This window comes from Salinibacterium sp. SWN167 (genome assembly GCF_015864665.1).
In the GTDB taxonomy this organism is placed as follows: domain Bacteria; phylum Actinomycetota; class Actinomycetes; order Actinomycetales; family Microbacteriaceae; genus Rhodoglobus.
In genome coordinates, this window is record NZ_JADYWU010000001.1 from 1601774 (window position 1) to 1628176 (window position 26403).

A 26403-nucleotide genomic window follows, 5' to 3' on the forward strand; every position below is an offset into this window, starting at 1 on the left:
TTATGAGTTTGCTGGATGCTGCGTGGCAGTCCCTGGGGGAAGATGCTGCCGCCCTCGCCTTAGTGCGTGACAATGGCACGGCTGTGCCCCTCGCTGGAGCCCTCCCGTCGGGCCGCTTTGTTCATGATGCGATCGCCGCGGCATCGTTTTCTGCCTCGCTGCTTGCCGCGAGGAGGGTCGGATGCGCGGTTCCTTCGGTTGAACTCAATCCGCTGAAAGTGGCGACAGCGGTCACGAGCGACAAGCATTTCCGCCTGAATGGTGAACCCATGGCGGCCTGGGCGGAGCTTTCTGGTTTCTGGCCCTGCAGCGATGGCTGGGTTCGCACACATGCGAACTATCCGCACCACCGCGCAGCCCTTCTTCGCGCCCTTGAACTTGCCGAAGAGACGGGCGCTGACGAATTCATGCTCGCTCTCCACTCGATGCGTGCGGCCGACGTCGAGGACAAGGTCGTTGCCGCCGGGGGAGTCGCGACCGTCGTGCGCACCGCAGAGGAATGGTCCGAGCATCCACAGGCCCGTGCGCTGGCCGAACTGTCGGTAATCGAGTTGACGTCGCTCGGCGATACTGAACCGGCTCAACTGACCGAAACAACCGTCGATGCGCCTCTAGCGGGGCTCCGGGTGCTCGACCTCACTCGGGTGATTGCGGGACCCGTCGCCGGCCGCACCCTCGCCCTGTGGGGTGCAGACGTTCTGCGCATCGACAGTCCACAGCATCCCGAAATCCCCTGGCAGCATCTCGACACCGGCGCCGGAAAGCGCTCGGCCTTGCTCGACCTTGAGGTCGACGCCGACCGAGCAACCTTCGAGAAACTGCTCGAGACCGCGGATGTCGTACTCACCGCGTATCGCCCCGGTTCCTTAGATAAGTTCGGTCTTTCGCCCGCGGCTCTCGCCGAGCGTCGCCCGGGAATCATCGTGGGCCGCCTTTCAGCGTGGGGAACAGTCGGACCGTTGGCGGAGCGCCGTGGCTTCGACAGCATTGTTCAGGCTGCGACGGGAATCGCGCTGGTAGAAGGCGAAGGCAAGGGAACGCCGGGCGCTCTACCTGCTCAAGCTCTGGACCATGCCGCTGGTTATCTGCTTGCGGCAGGCATCACGACGGCAGTACGCCGCCGGATCGATGCGGGCCACTCGTGGCTAGTCGAGGTATCGCTCGCGCGACTGGCGACCGAATTGCTGCAGCAGCGCCGTCCGCGGCACGCGCCGACGGCATCCGCTGGTTTCACCCCGACGGTGACGATTCACGACGGGGTGACTAGTGCCGTTCCTGCGCCGGCCTACGCGGGCGGGCCTGGACGCTTCAGCGCCCCTGCGGTCGAGTGGGGTTCGAGCGAAGCGGCGTGGCTTTCCCGACCAAGCTGATCTAGCTTGGTCGCGCGACCGATCTGGCTTTCCTGAAATAATCCCGTGTCGGCGGTGGTTGGCATCATGGACTTCAACAAGGATGGACTTATGACTGACACTGCTGCGCCCACACTCACGCCCGAAGCCAAGCTCGCCATCTTCCGCGAACGTCGCGACCAGGCGGTCGTGCAGCAGAACGGCAACCTTGCTCTCACCAATACCCAGTGGGTGGACGCTGAGCAGACCATTTGGGGCGTGCCTGGCACGTGGGCTCCCCACGAGGATGGGCTCACGGTCACGGCCACCGCAGAAGACAACATCGTGGTTGACGGCACCCTCGTGGAAGGCAGCGCCGTAGTGCGCAGCAAGAGCCACGAGAACCCCAGCGCGGTTGTCTTCGGTGAAACGGTCACGGGCTTTGTCATCAAGGCGCCTGAGGGAAACCACGCCCTGCGTGTGTGGGACAGCAACTCGCCCGCCATCCAAGAATTCGGCACGATTGATGCCTACGCCTACAACCCGGACTGGGTGATCACCGCCGCCTTCACGCCTAACCCTGAAGGCACCACGCTCGGGTTCGAACACCTCAAGGATGACGGCCAGGAGCGCGAGCAGCCGATTCCCGGTGACATCTCCTTCACGAAGGATGGCGTCGACTACAACCTCGCTGCGTTCAAGTCGGGTCGTGCCCTTCAGCTCGTTTTTGCGGATGCCACCAGCGGCGTCGACACCTATAGCGTTGGTCGCTTTCTCTTTGTCGCCCCCAACCCCGACGGCACCATCGTTCTCGACTTCAACCTCGCGATCCTGCCGCCCTGCGCCTTCAGCTACAACTTCAACTGCCCCATGCCGCCCAAACAGAACCGTTTCGCGGTCGCCATTGAGGCCGGAGAAAAGAACGTTCTGAAGAAGGACGGCTCGCTGCTTCACGACTAGCCGCGCGGCGAGTGCGACTCCAAGAATTCAAATACTTCGGTGGTGTCAACCCCGGGATACATTCCGGTGGGCATTGCCGCGAGCAGCGAACTGTTGAGCCGCGCGCTCGGGATCGAATGTTGCGCCCAGCGCGACGACAGGTTCTCGGGTGCGCTGCGGCAGCATCCCTCATCAGGACACGTTGAGACGGCACGATTCGTGGTGTCGCGCCCACGGAACCACTTTGCTGACGCAAACGGCGTGCCCAGGCTCACCGAGAAATCACCGCGTCGGCCCGACTGGATGCGCGACGTGCACCAGTAAGTACCGCCTGGCTTGTCGGTGTACTGGTGGTACGGGCTGAAGCGGTCCTCGACGTCAAAGACTTGGCGCGCACTCCATTGCCGGCACACGATTTGTCCCTCGATTGCGCCAAGCGCATCAGTCGGAAACGCTGCACTGTCGTTTTCGTAGGCCTTGGAAATTGTGCCGCCCTCGTGCACCTTCAAGAAGTGCACCGGAACGCCCAAATGTTCGGTCGCCAAGTTGGTGAAGCGGTGGGCTGCCGTCTCGTACGGCACCGCGAATGCATCGCGCAGATCTTCGACGGAAAGTTCTCGCTGCGCTTTCGCCGCAGTGAGAAAGTCGACCGCGGTCTTCTCCGGCACCATGAGGGCCGCCGCCAGATAGTTGGTTTCCACGCGCTGATACAGAAACTCGGAGTAGTCAGCAGGCTCCCGGATGCCCAACACATGCCCCGCAAGTGCCTGCAGCAGCGTCGAGCGTGGGTCGGTTCCCTCGCCCTGCGCCACCGGCAAGTAGATACGGCCATTGCGCAGATCCGTCACGCTGCGAGTGGTGGCGGGCAGATCGGGCACGTAGTGCAGTGAAAACCCGAGGTGGGAGGCAAGGTCAGAGGCAACCCGTTGGGAGAGCGGTCCGCCGGTGTGGCCGACGGCATCCAACAGTTCTCGGGCTGTCGTCTCAAGTTCACCAAAGTAGTTGTTGCGCCTGCGCATCATGCGCCGCAGTTCGGTATTAGCGCGGCGGGCTTCCTCAGGCGTTGCCGCACGCTCACGGTGCAAGCGCTGCAGCTCGTCGTGCAAGCCGAGCACGGTTTCGATTGCCTCATCGCTGAGGGTCTTGCGCACCGGCAGTTCGGGCAGCGCGAGCGAGTTGTAGAGCGGACCGCGCTGCGCGCGTTCGAGAGCGATCTCGAGGGCAGCACGCCGAGAAGGCGGCTCTGAGCTCAGCAGTTCATCCACCGACACCTCAAAGAAGCGGGCGATCTTCTGCAACTCGCTGAGTTTGAGCTCTCGCTTGCCGTTCTCGATAACGGAGACCTGAGAGGCCGCACGCTCGAGTGCGGCACCCAGGTCATCGAGGGTGAGACCGCGATCGGTGCGGAGTTGACGGATGCGGCGGCCAACAGTGAGGGAATCGAACATGTCCTCATCGTCTGCCTGCGTACGCGTGCGTGGGGTCATCCGAACATCCTCCTTGATGGTCTTCTATCGAAAAACAGAAGAATCATGATAATTCTGCAACAAATCGTGGTGAAGAACTAGTGCAGGGGTACCAGAGTCGAAGAAACGAAGTACCGATGAACCACTGACGAAGGAGCCAGCAATGACGAACAACCGCCCCGGCGACCAAAACCAGACAGCAGCCGAACTCGAAACTGAGTGGAAGACGGATGCACGCTGGAACGGAATCGAACGCGATTTCAGCGCCGAAGACGTCATTGCCCTCCGCGGAAGTGTTAGGGAAGACCGCACGCTTGCTCGTCGCGGCGCCGAGAACCTCTGGAACCTCCTGCAGCGCGACAACACCGAATGGGTCGCCGCGCTTGGCGCGCTCACCGGCAACCAGGCCGTGCAGCAAGTGCGCGCCGGCCTCGAAGCGATTTACCTCAGCGGCTGGCAAGTCGCCGCCGACGCGAACCTGTCGGGCCAGACCTACCCCGACCAGAGCCTCTACCCAGCCAACAGCGTTCCGGCCGTTGTGCGTCGCATTAACAACGCGCTGATGCGGGCCGACCAGATTGAGACCGCCGAGGATGGCGCTCCAAAAATTGATTGGATGGCGCCGATTGTGGCCGACGCAGAAGCCGGCTTTGGTGGGCCTCTGAACTCCTACGAGCTCATGTCCTCCATGATCGAAGCCGGAGCGGCTGGCGTTCACTGGGAAGATCAGCTCGCGTCAGAGAAGAAGTGTGGCCACATGGGCGGCAAGGTTCTCATCCCGACCGCACAGCACGTTCGCACACTCAACGCTGCTCGACTCGCTGCTGACGTTGCCGGGGTATCGAGCATCATCATTGCTCGCACCGACTCGCTTGCTGCCGACCTCATTACCAACGATGTGGATGACCGCGACAAGCCATTCTTGACGGGGGAGCGCACCAGTGACGGCTTCTACCGCACCACTCCGGGCATTGAAACAGTCCTCAGTCGCGGCCACGCTTACGCGCCCTACGCAGATCTGCTCTGGGTGGAAAGTGCGAAGCCCGATCTTGAGCTGGCGCGCACCTTTGCGGAGAGCATCCACAAGGAGTTCCCCGGCAAGAAGCTCGCCTACAACTGCTCGCCATCGTTCAACTGGAAGCGTCACCTCGACGATGACCAGATCGCGAGCTTCCAGCGCGAGTTGGCGGCGATGGGTTACGCCTTCCAGTTCATCACTCTTGCCGGGTTCCACGCCCTTAACCACTCGATGTACACCCTTGCTCGGGGCTACAGCGAGCGTCACATGAGTGCGTATGTGGAACTGCAAGAGGCAGAGTTCGCGTCTGAAGCAGACGGCTACACGGCAACGCGCCACCAGCGCGAGGTCGGAACAGGGTACTTCGATCGCATCGCGACGGCCCTCAACCCCACGAGCGAAACCCTCGCCCTCGTCGGCAGCACCGAAACGGCGCAATTCCACTAAATAGGCACCGCCACTAAATCGGCACCGCCACCCCTCGACTACACAACTTTCTAAGGACAGATTATGACTACTCGCAGAATGGAACCGATCGCTGAATCGGAGGAACGATTCGACGAAATTTTGACCCCGGATGCGCTGCATTTCCTCACTCGGCTGCATGACCAGTTCGCTGGTCGCCGCCATGACCGCCTCGCGGCTCGCATGGAATCGCGCAAGCACATCACGAACGGGCGCAACCTGCGCTTTTTGCCGGAGACGGCAGCGATTCGGGAGGATGACAGCTGGCGCGTTGCCGGTGCCGGTCCTGGACTCGATGACCGTCGGGTGGAGATCACAGGGCCGACAGATCGCAAGATGACCGTCAACGCCATGAACTCGGGGGCGAAGGTATGGCTTGCCGATCAGGAAGACGCGACAAGCCCGACCTGGCACAACGTCATCGGCGGCCAGATCAACCTGTACGACGCGATCCGTCGCCAGATTGACTTCACTACTGACGAGGGCAAGACCTATGCTCTCGGCGAAGAGACGCCAACGATCGTGATGCGACCGCGCGGATGGCATCTGGTAGAAAAGCACCTCCGGTACACCGACCGAGCAGGGTTGCGCACGCCGGCATCCGGCTCCCTCGTAGACTTCGGGCTCTATATATTCCATAACGCGCACGAACTCATCGAGCGCGGCAGTGGCCCGTACTTCTACATCGCTAAAATCGAGAATCACCTTGAAGCGCGCCTGTGGGATGACGTGTTCACGTTCGCCGAAAACGCTCTGAACATTCCGCACGGCACGATCCGCGCGACGGTACTGATCGAGACGATTCCTGCGGCGTTCGAGATGGAAGAGATCCTCTACGAGCTGCGCGAGCACTGCGCTGGGCTCAACGCAGGGCGCTGGGATTACATCTTCTCGATCATCAAGAACTTCCGTGGTCGCGGGGCGAGCTTTGTGCTCCCCGACCGCTCCGCCATCACGATGACGGTGCCGTTCATGCGGGCCTACACGGAACTACTGGTTGCGACCTGCCACAAGCGGGGAGCACATGCCATCGGAGGCATGAGCGCGTTCATCCCGAACCGTCGTGACCCCGAAGTGACTGCTCGCGCCCTCGACGCCGTGACGCGAGACAAGCGCCGCGAGGCCACCGATGGCTTCGATGGCACTTGGGTCGCGCATCCGGATCTCATCCCCACTGCTCGCGCCGAGTTTGACGCGGTACTGGGGGAGCGTCCCAACCAGGTCGACCGCCTGCGCGACGACGTTCACGTGACCGCCGACGATTTGCTCGACCTGCGCATCGATGGTGCGGTAACGGATGCCGGAGTGCGTTCCAACGTCTCCATCGCGTTGCGCTACATCGAGAGCTGGCTCCGCGGAGTCGGCGCCGCTGCCATCGACAACTTGATGGAAGACGCTGCTACCGCTGAGATTAGCCGCAGCCAACTGTGGCAGTGGATGCACCAGCGCGTCGTGACCGCCGAGGGTACACCCATCACGCACCGGCGCATTGAGGAAGAACTCGCCCACGTGTTCGCGACGCTCGAGCGCACCCCGGCCGACCGCTTCGATGATGCTGCGGCAGTGTTCCGCGAAGTGACGCTTGAGGATGATTTCCCCACCTTCCTCACGCTCAGCGCCTACAGCAGCTATCTCGTAGAACAGCCCCGCGAGACTGCTGCCTGACCCGTCCATGGGCTAGCCGCGTATTATGAGGGCACTCGACCAACGTTGATCGGAGTGCCAGTGGCTAGCCCGTGGATGTCCACCGCTGAATCCAGCGCGCGTGCCCTCGTAGAGCAAGCGCACAACACTGCGATCGGTGATCGTTCGGTCGCCACCGGCGTTCGCCGTTTGGTACATGAATCGTGGCAACGATCGCTGCAACTCGAACTTGATCCCGATCAGCCGCTCGACTCGCGACAACTCACCGACCACGACCTGCGCGAGTATCGAGACTCTCACCCGCTGTCACTTGCTCTTCCCACGATTCACCGCCTCCTTATTCGTCACACCCTCGACGCCGGCCTCATCGTCGCGATCGGCGACCAAGATGGCCGCCTCCTGTGGATCGACGGAGATCGCACGCTCCGCCGCCGCGCGGAGGGCATGCTATTCGTCGAAGGCGCGGACTGGAGCGAGAAAGCCGTGGGAACAAGCGCTCCCGGCACAGCGCTCGCTCTCGACCACGGCATCCAAATTCATGGAGCCGAACACTTCAATCGGATTGTGCATCCCTGGAGTTGCACCGCTGTTCCCGTCCATGATCCGTCAACTGGCGCAATGCTCGGCGTTATCGATATCACGGGTGGCGATGACGCTGTCGCGCCTGCGACACTCCCACTCATGGAAGCCGCCGTCGCCGCTGTCGAGTCTGAGCTGCGCATTCAAACGCTCGATGCCGAGCGAGCTCGTCCGCGGCGCACCATTCACCGCGCGGTTGTGCGGCCTGAAGCGCTGCCGGCACTCTCTGTGCTCGGCCTCGAGGGAGGTGCTCTCGAACTCTCAGGCACGGTAATCGAACTGAGCGTGCGCCATGCCGAGATTTTGGTGTTGTTGGCCTGGCATCACGCGGGGCTCTCTGCTGAGCGGCTCGCTGAACTAGTGGGGTGCTCAGTCGATACGGTTCGCCCCGAAATGGTCAGACTGCGTCGGGTGCTCGGGAAAGCTGATCCGAGCCTTGTCCCGACCTCGCGCCCCTATAAGCTCGCGCGAGCCCTCGATCTTGATGCTCGTCGGGTGCTCTCTTTTCTCGATCGCGGCGCGCATCGTGTGGCGTTAGCCGGGTACTCGGGGCCGGTGCTGCCCCGCTCTGTCGCTCCCGGTATTCGTTCGATTCGGGATGAAGTCTGCTCCCGGGTGCGCGACGCGATGTTGACCGACGCCTCGCTCGACACGCTGCTGACCTATGCCCGCAGCGATGAGGCCGCCTACGACGTTGAAGTGTGGACGGCCTGCCTCACCCGATTGCCCGCCAAATCTCCGAAACGGGCCTCGGTCGTCTCGCGCCTCGAACGTATCAACGCCGAGCTCGCCTAACTTCCTCGCTGCCTCGCCGCCGACTGCTTCGCAAGAAGTTGCAACGTTGCGGCAACCTGCCCGCACCTAGAGTTCAGGCCACGGCACGAGTTGTGCCGTCGCATCCCAGACAATGACGTCGACAGGAGTCAGCTCATGACCATCTATGCAGCCCCCGGCACACCCGAATCTCTCATGACTTTCAAACCACGCTACGAGAACTGGATTGGCGGTGAGTGGGTCGCTCCGGTCAAGGGGCAGTACTTCGAAAACCTCTCCCCGGTCAATGGACGCCCGTTCACCGAGGTAGCCCGCGGCACTGCGGAAGATATCGAGTTGGCTCTCGATGCAGCCCACAAGGCGGCCCCTGCGTGGGGCAAGACCTCCACCACCGAGCGCGCAGCGGTTCTTCACAAGATCGCGGATGTCATTGATGCGAATCTCGAGATGCTGGCTGTCGCCGAAAGCTGGGATAACGGCAAGCCGATTCGGGAGCCACTTAACGCTGACCTTCCGCTCGCGGCTGATCACTTCCGCTACTTTGCTGCCGCCATTCGGGCGCAAGAGGGCCACTTCGCCGAAATGGACGGCGACATGACGGCGTATCACTACAAGGAACCGCTCGGAGTGGTTGGGCAGATCATTCCGTGGAACTTCCCGATCCTGATGGCCGTGTGGAAGCTCGCTCCAGCGTTGGCCGCGGGTAACGCGGTAGTCCTGAAGCCGGCGGAGCAGACGCCCGCCTCGATCTTGGTCCTCATCGAACTCATCGGGGATATCCTCCCGCCCGGTGTCCTCAACATCGTGAACGGATTCGGCGTCGAAGCCGGGAAGCCGCTCGCCTCAAGCCCGCGCATCCGCAAAATCGCGTTCACGGGGGAGACCACCACTGGCCGACTGATTCTGCAGTACGCCAGTGCCAACATCATCCCGGCGACTCTGGAACTGGGCGGAAAGAGCCCGAACATGTTCTTCGAGGATGTTGCGGACCGCGACGATGCTTACTACGACAAAGCGCAAGAGGGCTTTGCGCTCTTTGCTTTCAACCAGGGTGAGGTGTGCACGAGCCCGAGCCGGGCTCTGATCCAGAAGTCGATCTACGACTCTTTCTTGGGCGATGCCGTGGAGCGGACGAGCCGTGCGATTCAGGGCAACCCTCTCGACACCGCCACGCAGGTGGGTGCTCAGGCCTCGAACGACCAGCTTGAGAAGATTCTGAGCTACATCGACATCGGTCAGCAGGAGGGCGCGAAACTAGCGCTCGGCGGCGAACGGGTTGATCTGGGTGGCGATCTGAGTGGCGGCTTTTATGTGCAGCCGACAATCTTCGAAGGTCACAACAAGATGCGCCTGTTCCAGGAGGAGATCTTCGGGCCGGTCGTTGCGGTAACAAGCTTCGACGACTACGCCGACGGTATCTCCATCGCCAACGACACGCTCTACGGCTTGGGTGCCGGTGTCTGGTCACGTAATGGCAACATTGCCTACCGGGCCGGACGCGACCTGCAGGCGGGTCGCGTGTGGATCAACAACTATCACGCCTATCCCGCTGGCGCCGCGTTCGGCGGCTACAAGAGCTCGGGAATCGGCCGCGAAAATAGTGCCCTCGCCCTTGACCACTACCAACAGACCAAGAACCTGCTGGTCTCATACTCCGAGAACGCGCTCGGATTCTTCTAAACCAGGGATCGCATGAGGAAGTGGCGGCCAGTGCAGACGTGCTGGCCGCCGCTCCGCTATCTACCGCGGCGAGGAGCCAGGAAATGATTAATGCAAGCGTTGTAATCCCGGGAGAAACCCAACCCCGCCTAGCCATGACGGCCGAAAGCATCGACTTGCTTCGAGCACTGTGGCGCACACACGGCCCGCTCATGTTTCATCAGTCTGGCGGTTGCTGCGATGGCAGCTCGCCGATGTGTTTTGCCGCAGGCGAGTTCGTCACTGGAGCGAGCGATGTTCTTCTGGGGGTGTTCGATATTGCGCCCGAGGGCCAGCCTGAGCAGCCGATCGAATTCTGGATGTCGGTCGAACAGTTCGCCTACTGGAGCCACACGTTTTTGACGGTTGATGTTGTCAAAGGTCGCGGCAGCGGATTCTCTCTTGAGGCGCCGGAGGGAGTGCGTTTCTTGATTCGCTCGACGCTCATGGAGACTGCCGAACCGTTTAGTTAGGCAATTGCTGTCGGCGGCGCAGGGCAGACTAGTCATGTGTACCTCGTGCTCGCGACTAGCGGCCGCACCCTCACCGCCACCCGAGTGGCTGCAGACGGCGCGGTCATTGCCGAGCACGCGATTGAGGATGTGGCGGCGTTCGTGGTGCAGTCCCAACGCGCTGAGCCCGACATTCGCTGGGTATGGCACGACACTGCAGCCTGGTACCCGGGGCTTTTGGCTGCCCACGTCAGAGTGAACCGGTGCTTCGACCTTCGGCTCTGTCACGCGATTCTCCGTAACTCCGCTTTCACTCGTGAGTCAACGCTGGCACAGGCACCGCCAAGCCGCTGGGATGCGCTTATTCAAGCCGGAGTCGAAGCTCCCATCGAGCACCGTGCCCCGCAACATTCGACGCTCTTCGACTTTGACGATGACCAGGCGCAGGTTGCCGACACAGAACTCGACGTACTCGCTGAATTTTTACGTCAGCTCGATGCCGTGGCAACTTCAACCGAATCTGGCCGGCTGCAACGCCTACTCTCGGCGGAGTCTGCGGGCGCGCTCATCGCAGCCGAGATGCGTTTTGCTGGCCTCCCGTGGAGTGCCGAAGCTCATGACGAGATTCTGACCGAGATGTTGGGGTCGCGACCGAGTGTTGAGGGTGAACGCCCGGTGAAGCTCCAGATGCTCGTTGATCAGATCCGCCTCCTGCTCGACTCGCCGCGACTCACACCTGAATCTCCCGCCGAGCTCTTACGTGCACTCAGCGTTGCAGGAATTCAAGCCACAACAACACGTTCATGGGAACTCAAACAGCTGAAGCATCCGGTGATCGAACCGCTTCTCGAGTTCAAGAAGTTGCAACGTCTCATGACGGCCAATGGATGGTCGTGGCTCGACTCGTGGGTGGTCGACGGGCGCTTCCGTCCCGACTATCTTCCCGGCGGCGTCGTTACCGGCCGGTGGGCGACGAGTGGCGGAGGGGCCTTGCAGCTACCGCACCTCATCCGCGGCGCTGTGAAGGCCGACCCGGGGTGGAAGTTTGTGGTCGCCGATGCGTCTCAACTCGAGCCACGCATTCTGGCAGCTCTGGCCGGTGACCGCGGAATGGTTGCTGCTGGGGCTTCTGGGGACCTCTACGAGGGCATTGTGGCCAGTGGTGCGGTCGACACTCGTGCTCACGCGAAGCTTGCGATGCTCGGCGCGATGTACGGAGCGACTTCGGGGGAGAGCGGCCGATTGATGCCTCGGCTAGCGCGGGCTTACCCGCAGGCGATTGCCCTCGTCGAGCGGGCGGCTCGGGCAGGCGAGCGCGGCGAAGTCGTGAGCACTCAACTGGGTCGCAGTTCCCCTCCCGGTACCCACGCGGCAACTTACGACGATTCGCAGTCGCCCGCTCAACGTGCGGCGTCTCAAGAACGGGGGCGGTCGTGGGGCCGCTTCACGCGAAACTTCATCGTGCAGGGAACCGCTGCCGAGTGGGCGCTCTGCTGGATGGCGAGCATCCGCAATCGCCTTGGTCAGCTTTCGGATGCCGCGTGGTTTACCGATGCGCCCCACCTCGTTTTTTTCTTGCACGACGAGGTCGTGGTGCACGCTCCGGACCACCTCGCAGACAGGGTCGCCGAGCACATTACGGTGGCAGCGGCAGATGCTGGACGCCTTGTGTTTGGCGATATTCCGGTCACGTTTCCGCTCACGACCGCCATCGTCGATCGCTACGATCAAGCTAAATAGCGGCGCGCACGGAGCCGCGGCACTTTAGCGGGCAGCGTCCCTCGGATCGGTCATACGTTCGCCGCTTCGTTCGCCGGGGAATCCGTGGCCGGGCGGCCCCGTTTGGGCTTGATGAGGTTCAGGGGAAACGCGTCAACGAGGCCATGCGATTGGGCGGTCGTCAGTGCCGCCTCAACGTGGTCTAGCCAGCGCAACTCGGCCTCGGCGTGGGCGAAAAGTGAATCGGTGACGAGTTGCTCAGCGAACTGACTGGCGTCGCGGGCATCCTCACGTACTGCGGCGGTAAGGGAGAGCGCGTCAACAGCGCCTCGCGTCGCCTCGCGTTGGTGTTCGATCACGGCGTGCGCATCGACGCCGGGAAGAGTTACGGCAATTGCGAGTTTGATTGCTAGTTCGTCGCGGCTCACGGAGTAGCTGTCAACCGGGGTGGTGAGCCAGTGTTCCGCTTCGATCTTTCCGGCATCCGTGATCGTGTAATACGTCTGTTGCGAGGAGTCAGGGTCTGCGTCGTGGGGTGCGCTCGCTTTGGTCACGAGATCATCGCGCACGAGGCGATCGAGCGTGTTGTAGATCTGTCCGACGTTGAGCGGCCAAGTCGATCCGGTGCGCCGGTCGAATTCTGAACGCAACTGATAGCCATAACAGGGGCCCTGCGCCAGAATTATCAGCAGGCTGTGGCGGATTGACATGCCAGACCTTCCGGGTAAGTCGATACTGAGTATGTACTAAACGACGATAGCCACGAGGCGGATGCGCGGCCGTTGTTCCGCGGTGTGTCGAGTTCTTCACGCCGCCGAATTCGCGGCTTTGTCGTGGCGATGCTCATTTTCTCCGGTGGATTAATCGCATCGACAAGCCCTCGGCTGCACGAGAATGTCCATCCATCTAGCGCAACGGCAAGATGAACTGGACTCTTCGTGCCGGATTTCGCGCAGACCGACTCACGGCCCATACTCATCTGCGTGAGTGATGCATCAGTGGCCCCAGCAGAGGCGCAACCCGTTCCCGAGTCGATCAATGATCGCGAATTCGTCTTAGTTTCGTCATCGGGCAGCGCTGTGTCTACCGAATCACCGACACGGTTTCGGTATCACCAAGACGGCCACATGATTTGGGGCCAGTACTACGGAGACACTGTCTCAGTGGGACGTTTTGTCGGGCGTCGAAGCGGAAACGTCGTGTCGATTAGCTTCGCGCACCGGCTCGTTTCTGGTGGCGAGGTCGTGCTCGGCCACGCCGAGAGCACCATCCAATGGAACGCTGAGGGCACGCTCGAGCTCTACGAAACTTTTGACAAGGATGGCCAACCTCAGGTCAGCATTTGTGTCGAAGCGGATCGTTGCGCCGCGTGGCCAGAACTTGACCCGGCTCTGCGCACGCAACCGCAGCTCGATGGCACGACCTTCATCCTCGAAGAGTCGAGCGCGAGCACCGTTGCAGCGGAACCCACTCGGTTCGAATTCTCTGAGAACTCGGGAGTGCTGTGGGGTTTCTACTACGGGGACACGGTGACGTCAGGCCACTGCGTAGGGCGCTACCGCGATGGCGTGCTCGATGAGTTTTTCGTGCACCACGTCATCGCTAGTGACGCCACGCTTCTGGGCGACAGCAGCACCACGCTGGGGTCGCGTGCTGATGGCCGATTCGAACTTGTTGAAGAGTTTGTTCTCGACGGTGTTCCAGGCAAGAGTGTCTGCGTGCAGGCCGTCTAGGGACTAGTTGTTGAGCCCGGCGCGGTTTGGGTCGGCGCGGGTGAATCGGGTAAGTCCCAACTGCGCGGATTCTTGCGGCCGTTCCGGAAGATCTGTCGGCAGCAGGTAGGGGCGCTGAAAGACTTCATCGAGCACCAGCACCGTCTCAAGTGACTTCACTTCGGGCAGCACGGAAAGCACTCCAACAATGAAATCGTGGATGGCCCCAACTTCGTGTCCACGAATCAGCAGCATGGCGTCATGCTCACCGGTGGTGATGCGGCAGGACTCGATCTCGGTCATGTCGGTGATGCGGTCGCGGAAGCTTGCCCAGGTCTGCGGATGCACAGAGAGAAACACGAGCGCGCAAATTCCTAGCCCGGTTTTTGCCGGATCGACTCGGGCGCTGAATCCCGTAATCACGCCATCAGACATGAGCTGCTCGACGCGCGTGTACACATTGGCGCGCGAGACATTTACCTTCTCCGCAAGAGCCGACATTGATATTCGTCCGTTATAGCGGAGTTCGCTCAATATCTTCAGGTTGATCTCGTCCAATACGGGCTGTGATTGTCCAGTGCTGGACGAGCCGGTAGGGGCTTTGGTGGACATATTGAGTGAAATCTCCCTCATGTTTGAGCCATGGTCTGAATGATTAGGCCATTGATTGGACAGACTAGCTGGAATTGTGCCAATCTCAAGCACAGCCGTCCAGAGGCTGTTCTATAACCACAAGGAGTTTCCCTTTGCGCACTAAGTTCCGCTACGTAGCGGCCGCATTCGGACTGACTGCATCACTGGCACTCGCCGGTTGCGCTGCAGCAGCACCCGAAGCAAGCGACAGCATCGTTATTGACACCGCTTTCACACTCGAGACCAGCGACCCGGGACGCAACTACGTTCCGACCGGTTACATGGTGTCGAAGGCTCTCTACGAGACGCTCCTCGACTTTGCCGGCTCCGACGAGTCGACCCCCGTTAACGGCCTCGCCTCGTACGAGTCCAACGACGATGCGACGGTCTTCACCTTCACCCTCGAAGACGGTCGCGTCTTCTCCGACGGCTCGGCGATTACTGCTGATGACGTCGTGTTCTCGCTCAACCGCGTTGCGGGAATGACCGAGAGCAAGGCGAACTTCTTGATGAACGGCATCACCGTCACCAAGATCGACGACATGACCGTTGAGCTCAGCACAGAAACCCCGTCGCTTAAGCTCCCGGCCCTCATGACGAACCCGTCGCTCGCCATCCTCAACTCGGCCCTCGTGATCGAAAACGGTGGAACGACTGATGACTCGGATGCTGCTGAAGCATTCTTGAACGAGACGTCGGCTGGCTCCGGCCCGTACATCCTCGACTCGATCAACTTCGAGTCACAGGTAGTGCTCACCGAGAACGAGAACTACAACGGTGAGGAAGACATCGACTTCACTCGCGTTGTTATCCGCAACGTTTCTGAGGCCGCAACCCAGAAGATCAACCTTGAGGGCGATGACTCGCAGGTAGCCGTTGACCTCAGCGGTGACCAGGTCGCGAGCCTGAGCGATGGCATCAACATCTTCTCGACCCCGTCGGCTCAGACGATCTTCCTTCTGATCAACCAGAGCGAAGAGGTAGGAGGCGTTACCGCCAACGCCGACTTCGCGAATGCGGTTCGTTACGCACTCGACTACCCGGCCCTGCTCGAACTTGCTGGTGCCGGCTCTGAGCAGGCAACCGGTGTTATCCCGCCGTCATTCCTCGGCGCGCTGGAGAACGGTGTGGAGCAGGACCTCGACGTTGCAGCAGCATCGCTCGAAGCGTCCGGCTACGACGGTGAGAGCATCACGCTCGAATACCCGAACGACTACCCGGTTGGTGGCGTGAACTTCACTCCTCTCGCCGAGCGCGTTCAGTCGCAGCTTGCCGATGCCGGCATCACCATCGAGCTCGCTCCGGCGCCGTTCACCACTCAGATCGACAGCTACGTCAACGGAACCGAAGCCTTCAGCATCTGGTTCTGGGGCCCTGACTACGCTGACTCCGCCAACTTCCTGCCGTTCTCGGCTGGACAGAAGGTCGGACTGCGCGCCGGTTGGACCGCCGAGCAGGACACTGACGTAGTAAACCTCGCTGCGGCAGCAGAGAACGCTACGAACTTCGACGAGCGTGAGACTGCTTTCAGCAACTTTGCTGAGGCCCTCCAGCAGAGCGGACCGTATGTTCCGTTGATCGTTCCTGGCTCGAACATTGCGACCGCCTCGTACATTGATGGAGTCGCGTATAACTCCACCTGGACGATGGACATCGCTGAACTGCAAGCTAAGTAGAAAGAATCTCTAGCGTGGGAAATACACCCCGCGCGACCCGCAGGTACTCGGCCAGATCACCTCTGGTCGGGTACCTGCTTCGTCGCCTCGGAACCTCAGTCCTGCTCCTCTTCGGAGTCACTATTGTCACGTTCGCTCTCGCGAACCTGGTGCCGGGTGACCCCATTGCGGCAGCGCTCGGTGAAGGGGCGGCGAGCAACCCCGCCACCGTCGAGGCGTACATCAAGGAGCGCGGCCTCGACCAGCCGCTCCCGGTGCAGTATGCCAACTACATCAGCGGCCTGTTCCACGGCGACATGGGTATCTCCCTGCGCACTACCCAGCCGGTGGCTGACGACCTTGCTCAGGCTGTTCCCGCCACGGTCGAGATTGCGCTGCTGGCCATCGTCGTGAGTCTCGGTGTTGGTGTTGCGCTCGGTTCGCTTGCGGCCTACCGCCGCGGCAAGATCAGCGACCAACTGGTTCGCGTGTTTTCGCTCATCGGCCTCAGCATCCCCACATTCTGGATGGCACTGGTCAGCTTCAACTTCTTCTTCCTGCAACTGCGCATCGCGCCCGGTTCGGGGCGTCTCTCGCCGGCTCTCGCGCCGCCGCCTACCGTGACTGGTTTTTACACGGTCGATGCGCTGCTGGCCGGCCAGTGGGTGACATTCACTGATGCGCTCGCGCACCTTATGCTTCCCGTCTTTGTGTTGTCGCTCTTCACGATTGGGCTCCTGACGCGCTTCGTTCGCACTTCTGTGCTCGAGGTGTTGGATGCCGATTATGTGCGTGCCGGCCGTGCCAAGGGGCTCAGCGGTCCCCGCCTACTCTTCGGGTACGTGCTTCGCGGAGCATCGCTGCCCATCCTCACGATCGTGGGTCTTGCGTTTGGAACGCTGCTCTCGGGCACTGTGCTCGTCGAGGCAGTGTTCGCGTGGCCCGGCCTCGGCAGCTACGCCTACAACTCGGCAACCAGCCTCGATCTGCCCGGCGTCATGGGCGTCGGTCTCGTCGTTGGCGTTGTTTACCTGTCTATCAACTTCGCCGTCGACCTTCTTTACGGTGTACTCGACCCGAGGGTGAGGCTCGCATGAGAAAGCGTCGGCTAAAGATTCCCGCCGCGTGGATTACTCCGCTCGGCGTCATTGGTGCCGTTATCGCCATCGCATGGGTGGGCATCGCCTTCACTGCGCGGTTGTGGGTTCCTTTCGATCCGCTGTCGCAAGACTTGCCGCGACTGCAGGCCCCCGGCATCGACACTTTGATGGGTACGGATGCTCTCGGCCGTGACATTTTCTCGCGCCTGATGACCGGTGCCAGCGTCACGATCCCGCTGGCGCTCATGCTCGTGCTGATGTCGCTCGTCGTGGGAACCCTCATTGGTGCCATTGCCGGCTACTTCGGCAAGTGGGTCGATGAGTTGCTCATGCGCCTGACGGACCTCGTCATGGCGTTCCCCACGGTCATCCTCGCAATGGTCGTTGCGGCCGCTCTTGGCCCGTCGCTTTTCAACGCCGTCATCGCCGCGTTTGTGGTCTCGTGGCCGCAATATGCCCGAATGACGCGAAGTATCGTGTTGGGGTTGCGAACGCAGAACTACGTCATGGCTGGCCGCCTTATGGGCTTCTCGCCGTTCAAAACTTTGCGCGTCGATATCGCGCCCAACGTGGTTGGTCCGATTCTGGTTCTCGCGAGCCTCGATGTGGGAACCGCGATCCTGTTGCTTTCTGGTCTTTCGTTCCTGGGTCTCGGCGCTCAGCCGCCGACGGCCGAGTGGGGCTCCATGATTTCTGCCGCCATCCAAAACTTCGACAGCTGGTGGATCGGGTTGTTCCCTGGACTGGCCATCCTCACCGTCGTTATGGCGTTCAACTTCGTGGGTGACTCACTGCGAGACATCTTCGATCCCACCTCCCAGGTATCGCGAGCGGGGGCACGCTCATGAGCGACATCACCACACCTCAGACTGCGGATGCCGCAGCCGCAAGCACCACGCCGGTGCTCACGGTCGACGGCCTCACGATCGGCATCGGCTCGCGTAAGAACGTGAAGTCCATCGTTAAAGGCATCAGCCTCGCGCTTACCCCCGGACGCATCCAAGGTCTCGCGGGGGAGTCGGGCTCGGGCAAGACCGTCACGTCGCTCGCGATGTTGGGCCTGTTGCCGAGCAACGCCGTTGTCGGGGGCTCAATTCGTTTGGGAGATACCGAGCTCGTCGGGATGACTCATCGGCAGCTGAACGAAATTCGTGGGCGTCGTATTGCGATGATCTTCCAAGACCCCTCATCGAGTCTGCACCCGCAGTTAACGGTGGGCACACAGCTCACTGACCACGTCAAGCGGCATATGAAGATGTCTAGCAAGCAGGCCCGAGCTCACGCTATCGAGCTGCTTGACCGGGTTCGAGTCCCGAATCCGGCCGAAGCCCTTGCCCGCTACCCGCACCAGTTTTCGGGCGGCCAGCGTCAGCGCATCGCTATCGCCATTGCCTTGGCGTGCGACCCTATCGTGTTGCTCGCGGATGAACCGACTACGGCTCTTGACGTGACCGTTCAGGCGGGCATCCTTCACCTTCTGCGCGACTTGGCCGATGAGCGCCAGCTCGCAGTGTTGCTCGTAACCCACGATCTTGGTGTGATGAGCGCGATCGCCGACGATATTGCGGTGATGCGTCATGGCGAGATTGTGGAATCGAATGTGCGAAGCGAAATCTTCGTGAACCCGCAGCACGCGTACACGCGCGAGCTGCTTGCGTCACTACCGGGCGCTGCTGGCTTCGAGGAGGCAAGCGAATGAGTGAACTGCTTGAGGTTTCAGACCTCGTTATCGAGTACCACGGTGCGACTGTCGTGCGCGCGGTCGACCACGTTTCGCTCACGATTGCTCCCGGCGAAGTGCTGGCACTCGTGGGGGAGAGCGGTTGTGGCAAGTCGAGTTTGGCCCGCGCTGTTGTGGGAATGGAAAAGCCTCGTGCGGGCGCTGTGACCTATCGCGGTTCTGAAGTTCCGTTGTTGGGTGTTCGCCGTCGTCGCGCACAGTTCACGTCGATCCAGATGGTCTTCCAAGATCCCAACTCATCCCTGAACCCGCGGATTCGCGTGGGGCAGCAGATCTCAGAAGGCATCCGCGCTGCCGTTGAACGTGGCGATGAAGGCTCGCAGCCTGAAGAGTGGCTCGAACGTGTCGGGCTCCCTATCGAGATGGTGGCGCGCTACGCTCACGAACTCTCGGGTGGGCAACGTCAACGTGTCGCTATCGCTCGCGCCTTGGCTGCGCGACCCGATCTCTTGGTCGCCGACGAACCGATTTCTGCTCTGGATGCGTCGAGCCAGGCATCCGTCGCTGACATGATGCGCAAGCTCGCGCTCGATGCTGGCGCCGGGTTGCTCTTTATCTCCCACGACCTCGCTATCGTGCGCCTCATTGCCGACCGCACCGTGGTGATGTACCGCGGCAAGATCGTCGAATCTGGCGTTTCGGATCTGATCTGGAATGACCCAGTGCATCCGTACACGCGAGCGCTCATCTCGGCGATTCCCGAGCCTGACGGCAAGGGCAACCTGCCTGCTGCACCGGCGGCAGACGCTCCAGAAGAGTGGCGGATGACGCTTCCCGAGGCCCTCGACCGCGCATAATCCGCGTCAGCGGTTCCTCTCGCGTGGGTACGATTGCGCCCAAATTGCGTAAATGTAACTACACGCTTGTGTTTTGGCGGATTATTCGGGGATAATGTCCCCAAGCGGTTCGCCGCACAATTTAACAGCTCCGTGCCGTCACAGGCACCGTTCGTGGGTCGATGGGGAAGTCGCATCCAACGGAACGGAGATATCGTGACTGCACAAAACGCTCGCGGAGTGCTCTACGTGCACTCTGCTCCTCGCGCGCTCTGCCCACACATCGAGTGGGCTGCTGGTCGCGCTCTTGAACGTGCCGTGAACTTTGACTGGGACGATCAACCCGTGCTCAAAGGTTCTCAGCGTGCTGAGTTCTATTGGGAGGGACCGCAGGGCTCCGGTGCCACGCTTGCATCCTCCCTGCGTGGATGGGAACACCTCCGTTTCGAAGTCACCGAAGACCCGAGTCCGGGTTCGGACGGCGGACGCTGGATGCACACGCCCGACCTCGGCATCTTCTTCGCGCAGACCGACAGCGTCGGCAACATGGTGATTCCGGAAGACCGCTTGCGCTACGCGATGGAAGCTGCGGGTTCCGATGCTTTCGAGCTGCACCGCGAACTTCGCCTTGCTCTCGGCCAGGCGTGGGACGACGAACTTGAGTCGTTCCGTCACGCCAGTCAAGATTCTGCAGTTGTGTGGCTTCACAAGGTAGGTTGACGATGATTTCCGAACGCACGGCTCTCTCAGAAGTTGCGGTTGACACTCGGATTCCGCTCATCGAATGGCGTGACTGCGTTGACGTCGTGCTCGATTCCGTCGATTCCACTTTCGATGGAGAGTGCTCTCTCCATGATGGATGTCGTTCCATCCTCTAGTTCCCGCGGTCTGCACATTTGTGTGACTGTTTGTTCGCTGCGAGCGTGCCGTTCAGGTGGCTTCCAGTAGACTCCCGGCGTAGCGTTGAGACGTGGCCGGAAGTTTTCGGGCACGGTTGCCACAACGGACCGTTCCCGGGTCCTCGGACTTTGTTCTTCCGGCTGAAACTATTTCAGGATTTGGAAGGAACATCATGTCTCGTTTTGACGGAAAAGTAGTTCTCATTAGCGGTGGTGCCCGCGGGATGGGTGAGTCCCACAGTCGTGCCATTGTCGCCGAGGGCGGCAAGGTTGTCATCACCGACGTTCTGGATGCTGAGGGTCAGACTCTCGCGGACGAACTTGGTGAGAGTGCCGTCTATGCCCACCTCGATGTCACGAACGAGGAAGAGTGGCTTGCGGCAGTGAAGCTTGCGGTCGACACCTTCGGCGGACTGAACGTCTTGATCAATAACGCCGGAATCGCCAACTTCGGTACTCTCGACACCTATACCGCTAAGGACTGGTCGCTCATCATCGGGATTAACCTCACCGGCGCCTTCCTCGGCATCAAGTCGGCGGCACCCGAATTGGTCAAGAACGAGACCTCCTCGATCGTGAACATCTCGTCGACTGCCGGCATGCAGGGCTTCGCCGCCCTCCACGGCTACACAGCCTCCAAGTTTGGCCTTCGCGGCTTGACGAAGTCTGTCGCTATGGAACTCGGCCACCAGGGTGTGCGAGTCAACTCTGTTCACCCCGGTAACATCCGCACTCCCATGACTGATGGCTTGGAGATCGACGACTCAAGCACGCCGATTCCTCGTCTGGGAGAGCCGGAAGAAGTCACCAAAATGGTTCTCTTCCTCGCCAGCGAGGACGCAAGTTACTCGACCGGATCTGAATTCATCATTGACGGCGGCGTTCTCGCGGGAGACGGCGCGGTGAACTAGCGCTCGAACCTCACGGAGCGTGTTCACGCACTGACAACGCTTAACGAGAAATCGCCCGTCCGATCATTGATCGGACGGGCGATTCTTCGTTAACACTCAACTCGCTAAAGCGGCCGAGCCAACTCCGAGGCTAAACCGAACGGAATGCGGCGACAGCGTTGTGTCCACCAAAGCCGAACGAGTTGCTGATGGCCAGCTGGGGGCCCGAGCCGAGGTCGCGGGGCGACGTGACGACGTCCAGCGGAATCGCGGGGTCCTGGTTGGTGAGGTTGATCGTCGGGGGAGCCGTGCGGTGGTGGAGAGCCAAGACCGTGAAGATGGCCTCGAGTGCTCCGGTGCCGCCCAAGAGGTGCCCGGTGGCGCCCTTAGTGGCGGAGACGGGAATATTCGGCAGGTGGTCGCCGAAGATTCGCAGAAGCGCCTTGTACTCGGCAATGTCACCGACGGGCGTGCTCGTCGCGTGCGCGTTGATGTGGGTAACGTCTTCTGGTGTTGCTCCGGCCGCTTCGAGAGCGTCGCGAACAGCGCGGGCTGCAGCGGTTCCCTCGGGGTCGGGAGCAGTGATGTGGAACGAGTCACTCGTCACAGCGCCACCAGCGAGTTCAGCGTAGATGCGAGCACCACGGGCAAGAGCGTGCTCTTCGGTCTCGAGAACGAGCGTTGCTGCTCCTTCGCCGAGTACAAAGCCGTCCCGCGAGATGTCGTAGGGGCGCGAGGCAGTTGCCGGGTCGTCATTGCGCTTCGAGAGTGCCTGCATCGACGCGAAGGCGGCGATGGGAAGCGGGTGAACCACTGCTTCCGTTCCGCCGGCGATCACGACATCCGCAAGCCCTGCCTGAAGGTGAGCGTAGGCGTTGGCGAGAGCCTCGGTGCTGGAGGCACACGCTGAAACGTCAGTGCGAGCATAGGCACGTGACGGGATCGCCATGCTGATGGCGGCAGCTGCCGCGTTCGGCATGAGCATAGGAATCGTCATCGGCAAGACGCGACGCGGTCCCTTTTCGCGCAGAGTGTCCCACGCGTCCAGGAGCGTCCAGAGTCCGCCGATACCGGTGGAATAGTCAACACCAATACGCTCAGGGTCGACGTCAGGTGAGCCCGCATCGGCCCACGCTTCGCGCGCCGAGATGAGGGCGAACTGGCTGGAGGGATCGAGTCGCTTGTACTCGACGCGCTCCAAAACCTCTTCGGGGCGCACTTTTGCCTGGGCCGCGAACGTTACGGGGAGAGAATACTTTTCAACCCAGTCCTGCTCGAGAGAGCGGGCTCCGGATTCGCCAGCGAGAAGGGCGTTCCACGACTCGGTCGCGGTTCCGCCGATGGGCGTAGTGGCACCGATACCGGTGACAACGATCTTTTTGGTCATTTCACGTTCCTTTTGAGTGCATGGCTCAGAAAGCCCGCCAACGGCAGACTTCTGCAGTGCTGCGCGGAGGCCAACCGCATCCAGTGCGGTTGGCCATCCACGTCGAGCGGGTGTTACGCCTGAGCGTTGGTGATGAAGTTCACTGCGTCACCGACGGTCTTGAGGTTCTTTACCTCTTCGTCGGGGATCTTGACGTCGAACTTCTCTTCGGCGTTGACAACGATCGTCATCATCGAGATGGAGTCGATGTCGAGGTCATCGGTGAACGACTTGCCCATCTCAACAGTGTCGGTCGCAATGCCGGTCTCGTCGTTGATGAGCTCAGCCAATCCGGCCATAACTTCTTCAGTGGACAGTGCCATGTTTTTCTCCTTGGGATGTAAATTGACCGTTAGCCAGTGTAGGCCAGCAGCCGCGTCGAGCGGGGTACTACGGCAGAACGATTACTTGCGCGCCGAAGACGAGACCAGCGCCAAAACCGATCTGAAGGGCGAGGCCGCCGCTCAATTCGGGGTGTTCTTCGAGCAGACGGTGTGTCGCGAGCGGGATGGATGCTGCCGACGAGTTGCCCATGTCGGCAACGTCGCGAGCGATCACTACAGACTCGGGCAGCTTCAGTTGCTTCGCGAACTCGTCGATGATGCGCATGTTGGCCTGGTGAGGGATAAACGCAGCGAGGTCATCTGCGGTGATTCCCGCGACATCCAAAGCTTCCTTGGCGACCTTTGCCATGTCCCAGACTGCCCAACGGAAAACGGTCTGGCCCTCTTGGCGGAGGGTCGGCCACGCTGCTTCGCCCTCGCGGAAGTCGACGAGGGTTGCGTTCATTTTGATCGCGTCAGCCTTCGAGCCATCCGAGCCCCAGACCGGAGCCGAGATGCCAGGGGTGTCGCTCGGGCCAATAACGACAGCGCCGGCACCATCAGCCAGAAGGAACGAGATGCTGCGGTCGGTGGGATCGACAAGATCAGAGAGCTTCTCGGCGCCGATCACGAGGGCGTATTTGGCCGCTCCCGCGCGAATCAAAGCATCAGCCTGAGTGACCGCGTAGCTGAAGCCTGCGCAGGCAGCATTCACGTCGTACGCCGCGGCGGGGTTGGCTCCCACGCGGTCGGCGACAACTGCAGACATCGAGGGTGTCTGCAGAACATTGCTGATCGTCGCGATGATGACGAGGTCGATCTCCGACGGGTCGACGCCAGACTTCTCAATCGCTTCGCGAGCGGCATCTGTGGCGAGATCGACCGCGAGGATGCCCGCTGACGCGCGACGGCGGGTGATCATGCCGGTGCGCTGCTGAATCCACTCATCGCTCGAGTCGATTGCTTCGACGAGCTGATTGTTGTCCACAATCAGGTCACCGCGGGCAGCGCCATAACTGTAAATCTTGGTGAACTGTGACCCGGCGGACTGGGTGAGGGTGGGTGCGGTCATGCGTTGGCCTCCATCAGGTCAAATGCTGCGGATAAATCGTCTGGTGTCTTCACGGCGACGGCCGGGATGCCCCGGAGTCCCCGCTTGGCGAGGCCCACAAGAGCGCCAGCGGGCGCAAGTTCAATAATTCCGGTGACGCCGGCATCCGCCAGTGAGTTCATCGTGAGATCCCAACGAACCGGCGACGACACCTGCCCCACGAGGAGATCGACGAAGTGTGACCCGCTCTCGATGAGCGAACCGTCGCGGTTGGTGTAGATCGGCACTGTGGGGTCGTGTGCCGTGAGGGTCGCAGCGAATGTCTCGAGGTGGGCGACAGCTGGTTGCATGTAGCGGGTGTGGAAGGCTCCCGCGACCTGAAGCGGAATAACCCGCGTTCCCTTGAGGGGGTCTTCGGAGAGCTTCGCGAGAGCATCCAGCGCTCCGGCAACAACAATTTGTCCGCCACCGTTGAAGTTCGCTGGCTGCAGTCCCAGCTCGGCAAGACGCTCAAGCAGCGCCTCTTCGTCTCCGCCGATGACGGCGGACATGCCCGTGGATTCCAGCGCGGCGGCAGAAGCCATTGCCGCACCACGCTCGACGACAAAGCGCATCGCGTCGCTTTCGGAGAGGATTCCGGATGCCGCGGCAGCCGTGATCTCGCCGACCGAGTGTCCAGCGACCGCACCGATGTGCTTGCGGCGATCGCCTGCCGTCAGTGCGCTCAACGTGAGTAGTCCAGCGGCGACGATGAGCGGCTGAGCGACTGCGGTGTCACGGATGGTGTCGGCATCCGACGTCGTTCCGTGGGCGATCAGGTCGATGCCGGCGGCTTCTGAGATCGCGCCGAGTTGGTCGCGCAGAGAGGAATCTTCGAGCCATGGCTCGAGAAAACCGGGGGTCTGGGAGCCCTGTCCGGGCGCTACTACAACAATCACTTAGCTAGTCTGCCAATCTTTCGTCGGAATCGCTTGGATAAGCCCACCAAAGCTTGGAGGGATCGTTGTGTGAACTCACCAAAGCCGGATAGTTAGCGGGCGCGTCCCGGCTCGGGATCAGAAATGGACCCCACGATGAGGGCCGCTTGCAGAATCAACGCCTCCCGTGCACCAGTCGCATCCCAGCCAATCACTTCGCTGACTCGCTTCAAGCGATAGCGCACCGTGTTGGGGTGCACAAAGAGTTCGCGAGCAGTGGCTTCAAGAGAGCGACCATTGTCGAGGTAGCACCACAGAGTCGTCAGTAGATCGGTCGAGTGTGCCTGAAGCGGTTTGTAGATCTTGTTGATGAGAGTCGACCGTGCCAACGGGTCGCCCGCGAACGCGCGCTCCGGCAGCAGGTCGTCGGCCATAGTCGGTCGAGGCGCATTGCGCCAGGAGCGCGCTACCGCAAAGCCGGCAAGAGCAGCTTTTGCGCTCTTGGAGGCGTCGACCAAGCTCGGCACTTCTGGCCCGAGCACAAGGTGCCCGCTTCCGAATCCCGGCTCGAGCTGCTCGGCGATCGTGATGAACGGCAGGGGCTCAGCATCTTCCGCCTTTTCTGAACGGGGAGCTGCGCGACCAATAACGAGCACGAGTCGACTGCCCTGCACCCCGATGAGAACGTCAGCGTCGAGATGACGAGCTGTTCGCCGAAGCTGATCGACGTCGAGCTGGCGTGGAGACGTTCCGACGAGGACACAGACCTCGCCGTGACCATTCCATCCCAGCGCCGCGATGCGACTCGGAAGTTCGTTGTCGTACTCGCCACTCAGAATCGAGTCCACGACGAGGGCTTCAAGGCGGGCATCCCAGAGTCCACGAGCTTCTGCCGCACGAGCGTAGACATCTGCCGAGGCAAACGCGATTTCCCGCGAGTACAACAGGATCGCTTCCCGCAAGACGTCGTCATCCGCTTTCACGCGCGCTTCAACAACTTCGACGGCGATCCGAATCAGTTGAAGCGTTTGCTGCAGTGAAACTGAACGCAAAAGTTCTCGCGGGGCAGCCCCAAACACGTCCGCCGCAATCCACGGCGTCGTCGTCGGGTCTTCAAACCAGCTAATGAAGCTCGTGATGCCAGCCTGAGCAACTAAGCCGACAGCGGAACGCCGCCCTGGTGGCATTTTGCTATACC

Annotated in this window: 25 protein-coding genes; 17 read left to right on the forward strand and 8 right to left on the reverse strand. The window is 61.3% G+C overall.

Annotated elements, in window-relative coordinates:
- The first annotated feature begins 2 nt into the window (after nucleotides 1-2).
- Nucleotides 3-1370: a CoA transferase gene (locus tag I6E60_RS07695; protein WP_197179584.1), complete on the forward strand. Its 1368-nt coding sequence runs from the start codon at nucleotides 3-5 to the stop codon at nucleotides 1368-1370.
- A gap of 90 nt (nucleotides 1371-1460) precedes the next feature.
- Complete coding sequence (locus I6E60_RS07700) at nucleotides 1461-2288, forward strand: DUF1684 domain-containing protein (RefSeq protein ID WP_197124444.1); 828 nt, start codon at nucleotides 1461-1463, stop codon at nucleotides 2286-2288.
- On the opposite strand, the gene I6E60_RS07705 is transcribed toward I6E60_RS07700, so the two are convergent.
- Nucleotides 2285-3754: a helix-turn-helix transcriptional regulator gene (locus tag I6E60_RS07705; RefSeq protein ID WP_197154521.1), complete on the reverse strand. Its 1470-nt coding sequence runs from the start codon at nucleotides 3752-3754 to the stop codon at nucleotides 2285-2287. The two genes, I6E60_RS07700 and I6E60_RS07705, sit on opposite strands and share 4 nt — an antisense overlap.
- 142 nt (nucleotides 3755-3896) lie before the next feature.
- Between I6E60_RS07705 and aceA the strand changes: the two genes are divergently transcribed.
- The 6 genes from aceA to I6E60_RS07735 all read left to right on the forward strand — a co-directional run bounded on the left by aceA (nucleotide 3897) and on the right by I6E60_RS07735 (nucleotide 12103).
- Nucleotides 3897-5198 carry an isocitrate lyase gene (gene aceA, locus I6E60_RS07710; RefSeq protein ID WP_197124446.1) on the forward strand — a complete coding sequence of 434 codons (1302 nt, stop codon included), beginning with the start codon at nucleotides 3897-3899 and terminating at the stop codon, nucleotides 5196-5198.
- Nucleotides 5199-5261: 63 nt separating this feature from the next.
- Entirely contained in the window at nucleotides 5262-6881 is a 1620-nt protein-coding gene (gene aceB / locus I6E60_RS07715; protein ID WP_231601160.1) for a malate synthase A, read from the forward strand.
- 60 nt (nucleotides 6882-6941) lie between these two features.
- Nucleotides 6942-8234, forward strand: coding sequence for a helix-turn-helix domain-containing protein (locus I6E60_RS07720; protein ID WP_197179586.1), 1293 nt, complete (start codon nucleotides 6942-6944; stop codon nucleotides 8232-8234).
- Nucleotides 8235-8369: 135 nt separating this feature from the next.
- On the forward strand, nucleotides 8370-9893 hold the full coding sequence (locus tag I6E60_RS07725; protein WP_197179588.1) for an aldehyde dehydrogenase family protein: 1524 nt from the start codon (nucleotides 8370-8372) through the stop codon (nucleotides 9891-9893).
- An 83-nt stretch (nucleotides 9894-9976) separates the two neighbouring features.
- Nucleotides 9977-10384 (forward strand): DUF779 domain-containing protein, encoded by a 408-nt coding sequence (locus I6E60_RS07730; protein WP_197179590.1) that lies wholly within the window; start codon nucleotides 9977-9979, stop codon nucleotides 10382-10384.
- A gap of 36 nt (nucleotides 10385-10420) precedes the next feature.
- Entirely contained in the window at nucleotides 10421-12103 is a 1683-nt protein-coding gene (locus tag I6E60_RS07735) for a bifunctional 3'-5' exonuclease/DNA polymerase (RefSeq protein ID WP_197179592.1), read from the forward strand.
- A gap of 50 nt (nucleotides 12104-12153) precedes the next feature.
- On the opposite strand, the gene I6E60_RS07740 is transcribed toward I6E60_RS07735, so the two are convergent.
- The gene (locus I6E60_RS07740) at nucleotides 12154-12792 is read right to left on the reverse strand and encodes a PadR family transcriptional regulator (RefSeq protein WP_197179594.1); all 639 of its coding nucleotides are present in this window, start codon (nucleotides 12790-12792) and stop codon (nucleotides 12154-12156) included.
- Nucleotides 12793-13065: 273 nt separating this feature from the next.
- Here I6E60_RS07740 and I6E60_RS07745 point away from each other — a divergent pair, with 273 nt between their 5' ends.
- Nucleotides 13066-13815: a hypothetical protein gene (locus tag I6E60_RS07745; RefSeq protein ID WP_197179596.1), complete on the forward strand. Its 750-nt coding sequence runs from the start codon at nucleotides 13066-13068 to the stop codon at nucleotides 13813-13815.
- Between the two features lie 3 nt (nucleotides 13816-13818).
- Here the strand turns inward: I6E60_RS07745 and I6E60_RS07750 are convergent, their stop codons facing one another.
- Nucleotides 13819-14427 (reverse strand): Lrp/AsnC family transcriptional regulator, encoded by a 609-nt coding sequence (locus I6E60_RS07750; RefSeq protein ID WP_307841798.1) that lies wholly within the window; start codon nucleotides 14425-14427, stop codon nucleotides 13819-13821.
- Between the two features lie 113 nt (nucleotides 14428-14540).
- On the opposite strand from I6E60_RS07750, the gene I6E60_RS07755 reads away from it, so the two are divergent.
- The 8 genes from I6E60_RS07755 to I6E60_RS07790 all read left to right on the forward strand — a co-directional run bounded on the left by I6E60_RS07755 (nucleotide 14541) and on the right by I6E60_RS07790 (nucleotide 21509).
- Complete coding sequence (locus I6E60_RS07755) at nucleotides 14541-16103, forward strand: ABC transporter substrate-binding protein (protein ID WP_197179598.1); 1563 nt, start codon at nucleotides 14541-14543, stop codon at nucleotides 16101-16103.
- A gap of 14 nt (nucleotides 16104-16117) precedes the next feature.
- Nucleotides 16118-17179 carry an ABC transporter permease gene (locus tag I6E60_RS07760; protein WP_197124461.1) on the forward strand — a complete coding sequence of 354 codons (1062 nt, stop codon included), beginning with the start codon at nucleotides 16118-16120 and terminating at the stop codon, nucleotides 17177-17179.
- Nucleotides 17176-18030 (forward strand): ABC transporter permease, encoded by an 855-nt coding sequence (locus I6E60_RS07765; RefSeq protein ID WP_197179600.1) that lies wholly within the window; start codon nucleotides 17176-17178, stop codon nucleotides 18028-18030. Before I6E60_RS07760 ends, I6E60_RS07765 begins: the two co-directional genes overlap by 4 nt.
- Complete coding sequence (locus I6E60_RS07770; RefSeq protein ID WP_197179602.1) at nucleotides 18027-18881, forward strand: ABC transporter ATP-binding protein; 855 nt, start codon at nucleotides 18027-18029, stop codon at nucleotides 18879-18881. Before I6E60_RS07765 ends, I6E60_RS07770 begins: the two co-directional genes overlap by 4 nt.
- Nucleotides 18878-19720, forward strand: a complete 843-nt coding sequence (locus I6E60_RS07775; protein ID WP_197124466.1) for an ABC transporter ATP-binding protein — start codon at nucleotides 18878-18880, stop codon at nucleotides 19718-19720. Before I6E60_RS07770 ends, I6E60_RS07775 begins: the two co-directional genes overlap by 4 nt.
- A gap of 195 nt (nucleotides 19721-19915) precedes the next feature.
- A complete protein-coding gene (locus I6E60_RS07780) occupies nucleotides 19916-20419 on the forward strand; it encodes a DUF3145 domain-containing protein (protein WP_197124467.1) in 504 nt (167 codons plus the stop codon).
- 2 nt (nucleotides 20420-20421) lie between these two features.
- Nucleotides 20422-20577 carry a hypothetical protein gene (locus I6E60_RS07785; protein WP_197124468.1) on the forward strand — a complete coding sequence of 52 codons (156 nt, stop codon included), beginning with the start codon at nucleotides 20422-20424 and terminating at the stop codon, nucleotides 20575-20577.
- A 194-nt stretch (nucleotides 20578-20771) separates the two neighbouring features.
- Nucleotides 20772-21509, forward strand: a complete 738-nt coding sequence (locus tag I6E60_RS07790) for an SDR family oxidoreductase (protein WP_197124469.1) — start codon at nucleotides 20772-20774, stop codon at nucleotides 21507-21509.
- Between the two features lie 130 nt (nucleotides 21510-21639).
- On the opposite strand, the gene I6E60_RS07795 is transcribed toward I6E60_RS07790, so the two are convergent.
- The 5 genes from I6E60_RS07795 to I6E60_RS07815 form a co-directional block, all read right to left on the reverse strand.
- A complete protein-coding gene (locus tag I6E60_RS07795; RefSeq protein ID WP_197124470.1) occupies nucleotides 21640-22875 on the reverse strand; it encodes a beta-ketoacyl synthase in 1236 nt (411 codons plus the stop codon).
- Nucleotides 22876-22988: 113 nt separating this feature from the next.
- Nucleotides 22989-23237 (reverse strand): acyl carrier protein, encoded by a 249-nt coding sequence (locus I6E60_RS07800; protein WP_197124471.1) that lies wholly within the window; start codon nucleotides 23235-23237, stop codon nucleotides 22989-22991.
- Nucleotides 23238-23304: 67 nt separating this feature from the next.
- Complete coding sequence (locus tag I6E60_RS07805) at nucleotides 23305-24309, reverse strand: beta-ketoacyl-ACP synthase III (RefSeq protein ID WP_197179604.1); 1005 nt, start codon at nucleotides 24307-24309, stop codon at nucleotides 23305-23307.
- Nucleotides 24306-25226 (reverse strand): ACP S-malonyltransferase, encoded by a 921-nt coding sequence (locus I6E60_RS07810; protein ID WP_197124474.1) that lies wholly within the window; start codon nucleotides 25224-25226, stop codon nucleotides 24306-24308. Before I6E60_RS07810 ends, I6E60_RS07805 begins: the two co-directional genes overlap by 4 nt.
- 92 nt (nucleotides 25227-25318) lie before the next feature.
- A complete protein-coding gene (locus tag I6E60_RS07815; RefSeq protein WP_231601162.1) occupies nucleotides 25319-26392 on the reverse strand; it encodes a CdaR family transcriptional regulator in 1074 nt (357 codons plus the stop codon).
- Nucleotides 26393-26403: the final 11 nt, after the last annotated feature.